General features: G+C 44.0%; 12 protein-coding genes. 6 read left to right on the forward strand and 6 right to left on the reverse strand.

The window, feature by feature from the left end; genetic code table 11:
- Positions 1 to 95 precede the first annotated feature (95 nt).
- Positions 96 to 2,114: a BCCT family transporter gene (locus tag MS_RS01035; RefSeq protein ID WP_041639470.1), complete on the forward strand. Its 2,019-nt coding sequence runs from the start codon at positions 96 to 98 to the stop codon at positions 2,112 to 2,114.
- A 75-nt stretch (positions 2,115 to 2,189) separates the two neighbouring features.
- Here MS_RS01035 and hemN read toward each other — a convergent pair whose 3' ends face one another.
- The 5 genes from hemN to argE all read right to left on the reverse strand — a co-directional run bounded on the left by hemN (position 2,190) and on the right by argE (position 6,723).
- Positions 2,190 to 3,557, reverse strand: coding sequence for an oxygen-independent coproporphyrinogen III oxidase (gene hemN / locus MS_RS01040; protein ID WP_041639471.1), 1,368 nt, complete (start codon positions 3,555 to 3,557; stop codon positions 2,190 to 2,192).
- A gap of 26 nt (positions 3,558 to 3,583) precedes the next feature.
- Positions 3,584 to 4,039: a DUF2489 domain-containing protein gene (locus tag MS_RS01045; protein WP_011199411.1), complete on the reverse strand. Its 456-nt coding sequence runs from the start codon at positions 4,037 to 4,039 to the stop codon at positions 3,584 to 3,586.
- Between the two features lie 12 nt (positions 4,040 to 4,051).
- A complete protein-coding gene (gene yihI, locus MS_RS01050; protein ID WP_011199412.1) occupies positions 4,052 to 4,636 on the reverse strand; it encodes a Der GTPase-activating protein YihI in 585 nt (194 codons plus the stop codon).
- 151 nt (positions 4,637 to 4,787) lie between these two features.
- A complete protein-coding gene (gene rluA, locus MS_RS01055) occupies positions 4,788 to 5,447 on the reverse strand; it encodes a bifunctional tRNA pseudouridine(32) synthase/23S rRNA pseudouridine(746) synthase RluA (protein WP_011199413.1) in 660 nt (219 codons plus the stop codon).
- Positions 5,448 to 5,580: 133 nt separating this feature from the next.
- Entirely contained in the window at positions 5,581 to 6,723 is a 1,143-nt protein-coding gene (gene argE, locus MS_RS01060; protein ID WP_011199415.1) for an acetylornithine deacetylase, read from the reverse strand.
- Positions 6,724 to 6,823: 100 nt separating this feature from the next.
- On the opposite strand from argE, the gene argC reads away from it, so the two are divergent.
- The 3 genes from argC to argH all read left to right on the forward strand — a co-directional run bounded on the left by argC (position 6,824) and on the right by argH (position 10,080).
- Positions 6,824 to 7,834 (forward strand): N-acetyl-gamma-glutamyl-phosphate reductase, encoded by a 1,011-nt coding sequence (argC, locus tag MS_RS01065; RefSeq protein ID WP_011199417.1) that lies wholly within the window; start codon positions 6,824 to 6,826, stop codon positions 7,832 to 7,834.
- Position 7,835: 1 nt separating this feature from the next.
- Entirely contained in the window at positions 7,836 to 8,609 is a 774-nt protein-coding gene (gene argB / locus MS_RS01070) for an acetylglutamate kinase (protein WP_011199418.1), read from the forward strand.
- Positions 8,610 to 8,697: 88 nt separating this feature from the next.
- The gene (gene argH, locus MS_RS01075) at positions 8,698 to 10,080 is read left to right on the forward strand and encodes an argininosuccinate lyase (protein WP_011199419.1); all 1,383 of its coding nucleotides are present in this window, start codon (positions 8,698 to 8,700) and stop codon (positions 10,078 to 10,080) included.
- 121 nt (positions 10,081 to 10,201) lie between these two features.
- Here the strand turns inward: argH and rsmE are convergent, their stop codons facing one another.
- On the reverse strand, positions 10,202 to 10,933 hold the full coding sequence (gene rsmE / locus MS_RS01080; protein WP_011199420.1) for a 16S rRNA (uracil(1498)-N(3))-methyltransferase: 732 nt from the start codon (positions 10,931 to 10,933) through the stop codon (positions 10,202 to 10,204).
- 252 nt (positions 10,934 to 11,185) lie between these two features.
- Here rsmE and recO point away from each other — a divergent pair, with 252 nt between their 5' ends.
- Together recO and rlmD are read left to right on the forward strand one after the other, a co-directional pair.
- Entirely contained in the window at positions 11,186 to 11,896 is a 711-nt protein-coding gene (gene recO / locus MS_RS01085; protein WP_041639472.1) for a DNA repair protein RecO, read from the forward strand.
- Positions 11,897 to 11,902: 6 nt separating this feature from the next.
- Positions 11,903 to 13,225 carry a 23S rRNA (uracil(1939)-C(5))-methyltransferase RlmD gene (gene rlmD, locus MS_RS01090; RefSeq protein ID WP_011199422.1) on the forward strand — a complete coding sequence of 441 codons (1,323 nt, stop codon included), beginning with the start codon at positions 11,903 to 11,905 and terminating at the stop codon, positions 13,223 to 13,225.
- The last annotated feature ends 6 nt before the right edge of the window (positions 13,226 to 13,231 follow it).

The following is a 13,231-nucleotide window of genomic DNA, read 5'->3' on the forward strand; positions in this document are numbered from 1 at the left end:
ATGTTTTAAATCATTCCCTGTTCAGCATAAATTTAAAGCGTTCATATTAGGGTATGTTTATAGAAGATAACAGACCTAACAACATGGAGCATTTAATGAGTTTATATCAACAACTTCGTGCTACGAGTACGTTAAAAGCACCTATTTTTATGCCGACGGTAATATTTGTTTTGCTGGTTACCGTTTTTTGTTCAGTTTTTCCCGAGCAGGCTCAAATTACGTTAAATACGGTAAAGCAAAGTATTTTTACGCATTTTAGTTGGTTTTATATTTTAGCCGGATCGATTTTCTTTCTTTTCCTTATTTTCTTGTGTGGTAGCCGTTTGGGAGATATTCGTTTAGGTGCGGACAACGATGAACCCGAATTTTCCTTTACCTCATGGATCGCTATGCTATTTGCGGCGGGAATGGGGATCGGGTTGATGTACTTCGGGGTTGCCGAACCGGTGTTGCATTATGTAAAACCGGTACAGGAAAATTTAACGGAAGCGGAACGCATGAAAGAAGCTATGATGACAACTTTTTATCATTGGGGAATCCATGCTTGGGCAATTTATGCGGTTATTGCGTTGGCATTAGCTTATTTTGGTTTCCGCTATAAACTGCCGTTAACGGTACGTTCCGGTTTTTATCCTTTATTAAAAAATAATCTTTCCGGCTTTTGGGGGCATTTAATCGACATTGTGGCTCTGTGCAGCACGATTTTCGGTTTAACCACCACCTTAGGTTATGGGGCGATGCAGGTGAATGCGGGCTTTAATAATTTAGGTTTAATTGATAGCAATAGTTTTGTCGTATTGGCGGTAATTATGATTGTTTCCATGATGTTAGCCGTGATTTCCGCCATTTCAGGTGTCGGTAAAGGAGTAAAGATCCTAAGTGAAACAAATTTGGTATTAGGCGGATTACTGCTTATTTTCGTGATTATAGCAGGCCCGACTTTGTGGTTATTCTCCGGTTTAACGGAGAACCTGGGTTATTACTTCAGTTCATTGCTTGAGCTAAGTTTCCGCACATTCGCTTATGAGCCCGAACATCAATCCTGGTTAAGTGGCTGGACAATTCTATATTGGTCCTGGTGGGCTTCCTGGGCGCCTTTTGTAGGCATGTTTATTGCAAAAATTTCTAAAGGCCGTACCATCCGCGAATTTATTTTAGGCGTATTGTTCGTACCTTCGTTATTTAATATTTTGTGGATGACAAGTTTCGGCGGTTCGGCGATCTGGATCGATCAGCAAACTCACGGTGCGCTGGCTGCAATCAGCGATAATACCGAGGCGTTGTTATTCGGTTTTTTTGATCAGTTACCTTTCGGTCAAATTGCTTCGGTTATCGCACTATTAGTGATTTCTATTTTCTTTATTACCTCGGCGGATTCCGGCATTTTTGTGTTAAACAATATGGCATCGCAAGGCAGCGGAAAAGCGCCGAAGTGGCAAAGCGTTTTTTGGGGCGCGCTGCTTGCGGTACTCGGACTTTCCCTGCTGTATTCCGGCGGGCTGGCTTCCTTGCAGTCTATGACCTTAATTATTGCGCTGCCTTTTATGGCGATTATGCTGGTGCTCTGCTTCGGTTTGTGGAAAGGATTGATGGTTGATACCCAATATTCCAGTAAAAAATTTACTCAAGGTAGTGTGTTATGGACCGGTGAAAACTGGAAAGAACGACTGGAAAAAATTGTGAACCCGACGGATCGCAAAGACATCCGGCGTTTTCTGAATCAAATCGCTCGTCCTGCCTTTAATGATTTGGTGAAAGAATTTTTGGAACACGGCTTAAACGCACAAATGAATTTTATCGACGGTAAAAATCCTAAAATTGAGTTTGAAGTCGTTAATGAAAATTTGCGTAATTTCTTATACGGAATCCGTTTACAATCCCGTCAATTATCGGATTTAGTGGTGGATGATGATAATTTACCGAATCTGGAAGAAAGTAAAATTTATGAGCCGATTACCTATTTCTTCGACGGTCGCGAAGGTTATGACGTACAGTACATGACGCAAGAGGAACTCATCGTGGACGTATTGAAACAATACGAACGGTTTATGAATCTGGCCATGGATAAAAGCCATAATTTAATGACGGCGGATGTAGAAAATATGGCCGAATAGCAAACTTCCCTTAATAAAAAGTGCGGTGAAAATTTGGAGATTTTTCACCGCACTTTTAATGAAGAGAGGATTTGCCTAGATAATTCTTGAAAATTGCTGTCTTTTTGCCAGTTGTCTCGAATAGGTGTCAAAACACATACAAATGTTACGAATCAGCAGGCGGCCGCGGGCGGAGACCTGAATCGCCGTATTCGTGATTTCCACCAGTCCGTCTTCGGCAAGGGGCGCCAGTAAGGCTAAATCTTCGGTAAAATGTGTTTTGAAATCAATATTATATTGTTTCTCGATTAACTCGTAATTAAGTTTAAAATTACAGATCAACTGTTTGATTACATCACGGCGCAGGCAGTCTTCCTTGCTTAACACTAAGCCTTTGTGCAAGGCAATACCGGTTGCATCCACATCCGCATAATAGCGTTTCAACTCTTTTTGGTTTTGGGCGTAAGTATCACCTAACAGGCTGATTGCGGAAACGCCGAGACCTAATAAATCGCATTCTTCCTGTGTGGTGTAACCCTGGAAGTTACGGTGCAATATGCCGTTTTGTTGAGCAATCGCCAGTTCGTCATCCGGTTTGGCAAAATGATCCATACCGATAAACTTATAACCCGCCGCACCTAAGGTTTCGATAGTTTTTTGTAAAATCGTCAACTTGGTTTCCGGCGCCGGCAGCATATGATCTTTAATTTTTGCCTGTCCGGCAAAGCGGCTGGGTAGATGGGCGTAATTGAACACGCTCAAGCGATCGGGGTTTAACTCGATTACCTTTTGCAGGGTGAACATAAAACTTTCCACATTTTGCAACGGTAGACCGTAAATAAGATCCAGATTGGTGGACCGGAAACCCAGTTCACGGGCATGTACCAGCAAGGCTTTAATGAATTCTTCGTCCTGTTCTCGGTTCACCGCTTTTTGTACGTCTTTATTGAAATCCTGTACGCCCATACTGATGCGGTTAAAACCTATTTTACGCAGGTGGTCTAGCATGCTGAGCTCGATTTCACGGGGATCCATCTCAATACTGATTTCAGCACTATCGGCAATGCTGAAATGATTGCGCAGCATGGTCATTAATCGCGCGGATTGCGCTTCGGACAGATAAGTCGGCGTGCCGCCGCCCCAGTGAATTTGGGTAACGCTGCGGGTTTTAAATAATTCGGCGCGGTGTTTGATTTCCTGTTCAAGATAATCAAGATAAATATCCGCTTTATGCTGGTGGCGGGTAATCACTTTATTACAACCGCAGAAATAGCAAAGTTTATGGCAAAACGGAATATGCACATAAAGGGAAAGCGGACGGCCCGGATAACGTGCCGCTGCGGCTTTAAAATCTTCATCGGTGTAGTTCTCGTTGAATTCGAGCGCCGTCGGATAGGACGTATAACGGGGACCTGATTGATTGTATTTTTGAATCAGCGCCAAATCCCAAATAATGTCAGACATAAAATGTTTCCCCACAAAACAATATGTTACTGTTTGATTTTTTGATAGCTTGCAATGTCAGCCAAAAGCTGTTCAAGCTCAGATTTGATTTTTTCTTCCAATTCCGCTTCGGCGGTTTCACGGGCCAGATCGAGTTTCATACGCTCATTGCGTTTAAGTGCGCGACGAGAATCGTGAGTCGGCATATCTTTTACCGTTTGGTAAAGCCGGTGCATGGAATGATAGGCATCAATCTCTTTTTGTCCTAAGGGCTCGAGTAGCATTTTTAACCGGATCACGCCCTCGGAATGGTTGCATTCGCCGCTTTGCATGGCTTTGGCGATAATTGTAATGCTTTCGTGCAGGCGCGCGATTCTGGCTTGACGGGCCTGCGCAAAACGGCGTTTTTGCTTGTGCAGTTCACGGAAAATATAAATGCTGTAACCCGCCATTGCGACAATAATAATGATGGCGAGAATGGAAAGAATATAAGTCCAGGTCATAAAAATAATGAATTATTTAAATTGGTTAATATCGATTTTCTCAAAGGTACGCAGCAAGTCGTCTTCGCTTTCTTCTTCGTCTTCAATACCCAGTTCGTCCATTAATTGAGCAATGCGATCCAGGCATTCATCCACGAATTTTTGATCTTCTGCGCTGATTGTTTTGCCTTCGTCCAACGCATCCAATAATTGATTAAGGCATTCATTGTTTTCCAATTGCTCTAATTCAAGCATCGGATCCAATTTTTTCACTTTTTCTTCCGCAGGCTGAACCTGAACCGGTTGGATAAATTGACCTTTTTCCGGGTTATTGACGAATTCCACCACTAAAGGCACTTTTTTGCGGCTGCCTAAGCGCGGATCCCGTTTTTCCTGCATTTGTTGGTTGTTATGCTGTTCGGACCGGCTGTGACGGGAACCTGAAGTTAACCCTTTGTGTTTTTTCTTTTTTTTATCTTCACGGGCTTTCGCATCCAATTCATAACGCGTGAGTTTTTTGCTCGGACGGGCATAACTTGCCGGTGAGATTTGACTTTTATCCGATTTGCGCTGCGGCATCACATCAACGATGTTGCGGCTTTTCTTTTGACGAGACATAATACTCCTTACATTCCTAAACGATTAAGGGCGGATTGTATCATTTTAGCGGGATTATCTCACTATTTCTTTGCAATTTACCTCTATCCGGTTAGCGGAAATTTTATCCCGGCGAAAATAAAATTTGTGCTTTTTCGACCGCACTTTTGCCTTAGAAATCCGCCAGGCGGAAAAAGGTCATTTCTTCGCCGCTAATTGGATGTTTGATGGTGAGGCTTTCCGCATGCAGGCATAAACGTGGCGCCATGGTTTTCGCCTGCGGATGCGCATAAAATTTGTCCCCTAAAATAGGATGACCGAGCGCCAGCATATGCAAACGCAATTGGTGCGAACGTCCGGTAATCGGCGTGAGTTTGACCCGGGTGGTATTGTTGGGCAGACGTTGTAAAACTTCGTATTTTGTGACCGCACTTTTCCCCCGTTCGAAACAAATCGTTTGCCGCGGGCGGTTTTCCCAGTCGCAAACCAAAGGGAGATTTACCTCGCCCGAATCCTGCTCCAAATGCCCCCAGACTAAGGCTTCGTAGTATTTCTTGGTTTCGCGCTCACGAAACTGACGTTTTAGTTCGCTGTCCGCCGCTTTGCTCATGGCGAATAACAAAATTCCGCTGGTTGCCATATCCAGGCGGTGTGCAGGTTCGCAGAATCCGTATTTATCTTTTACCCGAGACATTGCACTGTCGTAATATCGGGGCTGATTTCCCGGTACCGAAAGCAAGCCGCTCGGCTTATTGACCACTAAAATATGATTATCATGATAAACAATATCAAGCCAGGGCTCTGTCGGTGGGTTATATTCAATTAATGCCATGAAATTCTCTTATAGGGTGGAAAATAAAGAAAACGGGGATTATACAAAACTTTGTCGATTTTGACCGCACTTTTTATTGATAAACCGGCGGGCATCAGAACCATGCCCGCCTTGAATTACGAGTGAATAAGAATCAGCAGAAATGCATAATCATTTTGGTGAGTAAGTCACGGGTCGGCTCGATAAACTCGGCAGATAAAAATTCGTCCGGTTGGTGTGCCTGTTCGATAGAACCCGGGCCCAGCACTAAGGTCGGGCAGAGTTCCTGAATAAAAGGCGCTTCAGTGCAATAATTTACCACCTCGCATTTTTCACCCAGTAATTTTTCCACAACCTGCACGACTTGCGCGCTATGTTCGCATTCGTAACCGGGCGTAGGTTCATGCAAAGCTTCGATAGAAATACGATCGCCCCATTTTTCAAACATAGGCGCCAATTTTTGTTGCAGCATTTCGTCTAAATCTTCCAAACGCATTTTCGGCAACGGGCGAATGTCAAAATGCAGTTCGCAACAGCCGCAGATTCGATTTACCGCATCACCGCCGTGAATCGCTCCGAAGTTCATGGTCGGGTAAGGAATTTCAAAGGCGTCGTGGTGATATTTATCCCGTAATTCATTGCGCATTTGCATCAGATAGCCGGTTGCCTCGTGCATCAGTTCGATAGCGTTAATGCCTTTTGCCGGGTCGCTTGAATGCCCGCTTTTGCCGATGATACGAACCGCTTTTCCCACATGTCCTTTATGTGCCCGTACGGCGCGAAGTGAAGTCGGTTCGCCGATTAGGGCGCAATCCGGGCGGATGTGCGTGTGTCGGATAAAGGTACGGGTGCCGAGCATGGTGGTTTCCTCATCCGCCGTTGCCAGAATGCGTAAAGGTTTAGTCAGTTTGGTTAAATCGATTTGGCGGACGGCGTCAATAACAAAGGCAAAAAAGCCTTTCATATCCGCCGTGCCTAAACCGAAAAATTTACCGTCACGTTCCGTCAGTTTAAAAGGGTTGGTGGTCCATAATTCTTCGTTGCAAGGTACGGTATCCGTGTGACCCGCTAATAATAAGCCGCCTTCGCCTTCGCCGTAGGTCGCCAATAAATTGTATTTGGCGCGGCTGTTTTCTACCGGAATAATTTCCGTTTTAAAACCGAGCGTCGCCAGCCAATCGGCTAATAACTCAATTAACGCTTTGTTTGATTGGTCAAATTCGGGTTCAAGGGCGCTGATGGTCGGAAGGGCGATCAACTGTGAATACATATCGAGAAATTTAGGCAGTCGTTTCATGGCGGTAGTCCAAATAGTTGTTGATTTTTAAATAATTATGCAGAATAATAGCATAATTAATCATTAATAAGAATTTTAAATCTATTATACGAGATAAATTATGGCACAAAAAGCAATCGTTATCGGTGCAAGCGGATATACCGGTGCGGAGTTGGCGAGAATCCTGACTCATCACCCCGAATTCGAACTTGCTGGTTTATATGTTTCAACCAATAGTGCGGATGCAAACAAATCTATTTCTACACTCTATCCTCAACTCAAAACTATCTGCGATTTACCTCTGCAACCTCTGCCGGAAGATTTAACGGAAATCGCACAAAACGCCGATTTGGCTTTTTTCGGTACGGCACATGAAGTGAGCGCGAATTTAGCGCCGGTTTTTCTGCAAAATAACTGTAAAGTTTTTGATCTTTCGGGGGCATATCGGGTAAACAGCGAATCTTTTTATCAGGAATTTTACGGTTTTGAACACAAACATCCCGAATTGTTAAAACAAGCGGTATATGGTTTGGCGGAATGGAATGCGGATAAGATCAAAACTACGGATTTAGTTGCTGTTGCCGGTTGCTATCCGACGGTTTCTCAGCTAAGTTTAAAACCTTTAATTGAGGAAGGTTTACTGGATGTTAACCAATTGCCGGTGATTAATGCGGTGAGCGGTGTGAGCGGGGCCGGGCGAAAAGCTTCGCTGACCAGCAGTTTCTGCGAAGTAAGTTTAAACGCCTATGGTGTGTTTAACCATCGCCATCAACCGGAAATCGCCACTCATTTGGGTACGGATGTTATTTTTACTCCGCATTTAGGCAATTTTAAACGCGGTATTTTGGCGACTATCACCGCTAAGTTGAAAGCGGGTGTAAGCGATGAACAGATCAAGCGGGCTTATGCAAAATATTATGCGAATAAACCGTTGGTTCGTGTGTATGAGCAGGGTTTGCCAAGTATTAAGGCGGTAGAATTCAGCCCGTATTGCGATATCGGTTTTGCCACTAAAAATAACCATATTATTATTGTGGGCGCGGAAGATAATTTATTAAAAGGCGCGGCGGCTCAAGCAGTACAATGCGCTAACATTCGTTATGGCTACAATGAAGTTTTAGGATTAATTTAAAATGAAACCCTTAGTAATTAAACTTGGCGGCGTATTATTAGACACACCCGCCGCCATGGAAAATTTATTTACCGCGTTGGCGGATTATCAACAGAATTTTGCCCGCCCTTTATTAATTGTACACGGCGGCGGCTGTCTGGTTGATGATTTAATGAAGCGTTTAAATCTTCCCGTGCAAAAGAAAAACGGATTACGGGTGACGCCGGCGGATCAAATCGACATTATTGTGGGCGCGTTAGCCGGTATTGCGAATAAAACTTTAGTGGCGCAGGCGGCAAAATTCAAATTAAATCCGGTCGGCTTGTGCTTAGCCGACGGTAATTTGACCCAAGCCACACAATTTGATCCCGAATTGGGGCATGTGGCGATGGTGGTGGCGAAAAATCCCGCTTTGTTAAATAATTTGTTAGGTGACGCTTTTTTACCTATTATTAGTTCTATCGCCGTTGATGATAACGGTTTATTAATGAATGTAAATGCCGATCAGGCGGCAACGGCAATTGCGGCGTTAATCAACGCGGATTTGGTGATGTTGTCCGATGTGGACGGCGTGCTGGATGCAAATAAACAACGCTTAACGGAACTGAATTCGGCACAAATTGAGCAATTAATCGAAGATAAAGTGATTACCGACGGTATGATCGTTAAAGTAAATGCCGCATTGGATGCCGCCAAGATTTTAAATTGCGGCGTGGATATTGCAAACTGGAAATATCCTGAAAAATTAACCGCACTTTTTGCCGGTGAAATTATCGGCACCAGAATTAATCCGTAACGGAAATTGCAAAGGTACATTACGTACCTTAATAACGAATTCAGGGGCGTAGGCGATACGCCCCTACAAAATTAAAAGGAATATAAATATGGCACTTTGGGGTGGACGTTTTACACAAGCGGCGGATCAGCGTTTTAAAGATTTTAACGATTCGTTGCGTTTTGATTACCGTCTTGCGGAACAGGATATCGAAGGTTCGGTAGGCTGGTCAAAAGCTTTAGTTAGCGTAGGCGTGTTAACTACGGACGAACAACAACAATTGGAACGGGCTTTAAACGAACTGTTAATTGAAGTACGTTCGAATCCGCAGGCAATTTTGCAGGATGATGCGGAAGATATCCACAGCTGGGTTGAAAGTAAGCTTATCGACAAAGTGGGCAATCTCGGCAAAAAATTGCATACGGGTCGTAGCCGTAACGACCAAGTGGCGCTTGATATTAAAATGTGGTGTAAAGCGCAGGTAACCGAATTGCAATATGCCGTACGTGATTTACAGGCAAAATTAGTGGAAACCGCCGAGAACAATCAACATGCGGTAATGCCCGGTTATACTCACTTGCAACGAGCACAACCTATTAGTTTTGCCCATTGGTGTATGGCTTATGTGGAAATGTTAGAGCGTGACTATTCCCGCCTTGCCGATGCTTATAATCGCATGGATTCATGCCCGTTAGGCAGCGGTGCGTTAGCGGGAACGGCGTACCCGGTAGATCGCGAACAATTAGCCAAAGACTTAGGCTTTGCTTTTGCCACCCGGAACAGCTTAGACAGCGTATCAGATCGGGACCATATCATCGAATTGCTTTCTACCGCTTCACTAAGTATGGTTCATCTTTCCCGTTTTGCCGAAGATATGATTATCTTCAATAGCGGTGAGGCGGATTTTGTTGAATTATCCGATCGCGTTACTTCCGGTTCGTCTTTAATGCCGCAAAAGAAAAACCCTGACGCCTGCGAATTAATTAGAGGCAAAGCCGGTCGGGTTATCGGCTCGCTAACAGGTATGATGGTTACCGTGAAAGGTTTGCCGCTTGCCTATAACAAAGATATGCAGGAAGATAAAGAAGGCATTTTCGATGCGTTAGACACATGGCACGACTGCTTAACCATGGCGGCATTTGTGCTGGAAGATATTCGCGTTAATGTTGAGCGCACTCGCGAAGCCGCTCTGAAAGGTTATTCCAATGCAACGGAACTGGCCGATTACCTGGTGGCAAAAGGCGTACCGTTCCGTGATTCTCACCATATTGTAGGAGAAACCGTCGTTTATGCCATTAAAGTTCACAAAGGGCTGGAAGACCTGAGTATTGAAGAATTCCGCCAATTCAGTGATGTGGTAGGCGAAGACGTTTACCCGATTCTTTCCTTGCAATCGTGCCTGGATAAACGAAGCGCAAAAGGCGGCGTCTCACCGTTACGCGTAGCGGAAGCCATTGCGGACGCAAAAGCGCGCATTGCAGCAAAGAAATAATTGAATTATAAAAACAGATTGTAAGGACGCCAAGTTTGGCGTCTTTATTTTTATTGCATAAGGTTCCCAATCTATAATTCCGCATGCATTATAAAATTAACCGAATTTTGACCGCACTTTGCTATAAATCGCCAAAGCAGAGCTGTAACGCCGTGATTGCTACTAAAGACGCGGTTTCCGTGCGTAATACCCGTTTACCCAATAATACTTCGGTAAACCCCTGCCGTTCCGTTTGGGCGATTTCCTGCGGAGACAGCCCGCCTTCCGAGCCGATTAATAAACGTACCCCCTCGGCGGGAATGTCAGGCAGTGTTTGAATGGAATATTTAGCGCGCGGATGTAAATTCAATTTCAGCATACCGTCTTGTTCTGCGCACCAATCCTGCAATTTCATCATAGGCCGGATTTCCGGCACTATATTGCGCCCGCATTGTTCACAGGCGGCAACGGCAATTTTTTGCCATTGTTGGATTTTTTTATCCATTCGCTCTGCATCCAGCTTTACCCCGCAACGTTCCGACCACAAAGGCGTTATCACGTTCACACCCAATTCGACGGATTTTTGAACGGTAAATTCCATGCGTTCGCCGCGAGAAATTACCTGCCCCAAATGGATTTTCAGATGGCTTTCTCGGTCGTCTAATTGACAATCCCGGATTTCCGCCGTGACGGATTTTTTATCCGCCTGAAGAATAACCGCAGTATAAACATGATTACTGCCGTCGAATAATTCAAGTCGTTCGCCCGCCTGCATTCTCAACACGCGCCCTACATGATTCGCCGCCTCGTCAGTTAAACGACAGGTCTTAATATTCGTTAAAGAATCCGGATGATAAATTCTGGGAATTCGCATAATTTCTCATTAGTAAAAAAGCAATGGCTTATCATAACAGAAATAAAAAGAAAGTTCTGTATTCGTAGTTCCGTGAATCCTCAATAACCTGCTTGAATATTTGTGTTTAATATAGATTCTAATGATTAAAATAAATAAAAGTGCGGTAGAATATCTGATAGAATATGTCAGTTTTCCGGCAAGCTTGATTTACTGTGTAAGCGTTCTCGGAATATCCATAAATCCTAGTGTTAATAAAAGGGAGAAAAGGCTATAGAAAACCTGCAGCGGGGTTTTGTGTTACACCGCAAACCTTATAGCGAAACCAGTCTGTTAGTGGATCTGTTCACAGAAGAAAGCGGACGATTAACCGTTCTTGCAAAAGGGGCAAGGGCTAAGCGCTCCGCATTAAAATCTGTTTTGCAGCCTTTTACTCCGTTATTGTTGCGCTGGACCGGTAAAAGCAGCCTTAAAATCTTAACGAAAGCAGAACCCGCCGCTATCGCCTTGCCTCTCCAACAAACGGCGCTATTCAGCGGCTTTTATGTGAACGAATTAATTACCCGAGTGATTGAGCCGGAAACGCCGAATCCGCAATTATTCCAGGATTATTTGCATTGTTTGACGAGCCTTGCGGTATCGCAGAATTTTGTCGAACCCGCTTTACGGGAATTTGAATTTAAACTTCTGAATATTTTGGGATACGGCGTGGATTTTCTCCATTGCGCCGGTTCCGGCGAGCCGGTAGATGAAAATATGACTTACCGCTACCGTGAGGAAAAAGGCTTTATCGCCTCCTTAATTAAGGATAATTTAACTTTTTTCGGACGGGAACTTATCGCTTTCGAACGGCAGGATTTCAGCGAAAAATCCGTATTGCAGGCGGCAAAACGCTTTACCCGGGTTGCCTTAAAGCCTTATTTAGGCAATAAGCCGTTGAAAAGCCGCGAACTTTTTACTCAGACTATTTTACATTTGAAATAATTTGCCATGGTTTTACTTTATACACCTCCCCAAAAAATAAATAAGCTCCAACGAGAAATGGAGGTAGAGATCCTCGATCTTGATTATCAAGGATTAGGCGTGGCAAAAATTCAAGGAAAAACCTGGTTTGTTGAAAACGCGTTACCGGGCGAGAAAGTTCGGATTAAAATTAAAGAAGAAAAACGCCAGTTCGGTCTGGCAACAACTAAAAAGATCCTTGAGGCGAGTGCGCAACGGCAAACGCCGAAATGTCAGTATGCGTCTCGATGCGGCGGTTGCCAAAATCAGCATATTCCCGTCGAAATGCAACGGGAAGCAAAACAAAAAGCCTTATTCCGACGGTTATTGAAACTGCAACCGGAAGGCATTGAATTTATGCCGATGATAGTTGGTGAAGCTTTTGGTTATCGCCGCCGCGTGCGCCTTAGTATGTTATTTGACGGAAAATTGAAACGATTAGAAATCGGCTTTCGGCAAAAAAATTCCGCCCAAATCGTTCATATTGAGCAATGTGAGGTGATTGAGCCTGCGTTAAATAAAATTCTGTCAAAACTGACCGCACTTTTATCCCGTTTTTCTCAACCGAAAAATCTTGGGCATATTGAATTGGTCGCAGCGGATAACGGCGTTGCCATGTTGTTGCGTTACAGTGGAAAATTGACGGAAAACGACCGCACTTTACTGTTGGATTTTGCCGTTCGGGAAGAGCTAATGCTTTTTTTACAGGATGATGAAAAAACAGAACAAATTTACGGACAACCGCCTTTCTATCAATTAGCGGATAACCTGCAATTACAATTTGATATCCGGGATTTTATTCAGGTCAACAGCCTATTGAATCAGCGGATGATCACCGCAGCGCTGGATTGGCTGGACGTACAAAAACAGGATCATGTGTTAGATCTGTTTTGCGGTATGGGAAATTTCACATTGCCGTTAAGTCGACGAGTAAAAAGTGCGGTCGGAATTGAAGGAATTTCGGCGATGGTGGAAAAAGCCAAAGCAAATGCCGAACGAAATCAATGTCAAAATGTCCAATTTTATCGTGCTGATTTAGATCAGAATTTTGCAGATGAAGTCTGGGCGACAGAGCCATTTAATAAAATTTTACTGGATCCGCCTCGAACCGGTGCCGCATTTGCGCTGAATGCACTTTGCCGGTTAAAGGCGGAAAAAATTCTTTACGTATCTTGTAATCCTGCGACTTTGGTGCGAGATGCGGAGATTCTATTAAACTCGGATTATCGGGTTAAAAAAGTCGCAATGATTGATATGTTCCCCCACACGGGACATTTGGAAAGCATTACACTTTTCGAAAAACAAAGTTAGTAAGGA

Origin of the sequence: [Mannheimia] succiniciproducens MBEL55E, from assembly GCF_000007745.1 — a bacterium.
Taxonomy (GTDB): domain Bacteria; phylum Pseudomonadota; class Gammaproteobacteria; order Enterobacterales; family Pasteurellaceae; genus Basfia; species Basfia succiniciproducens.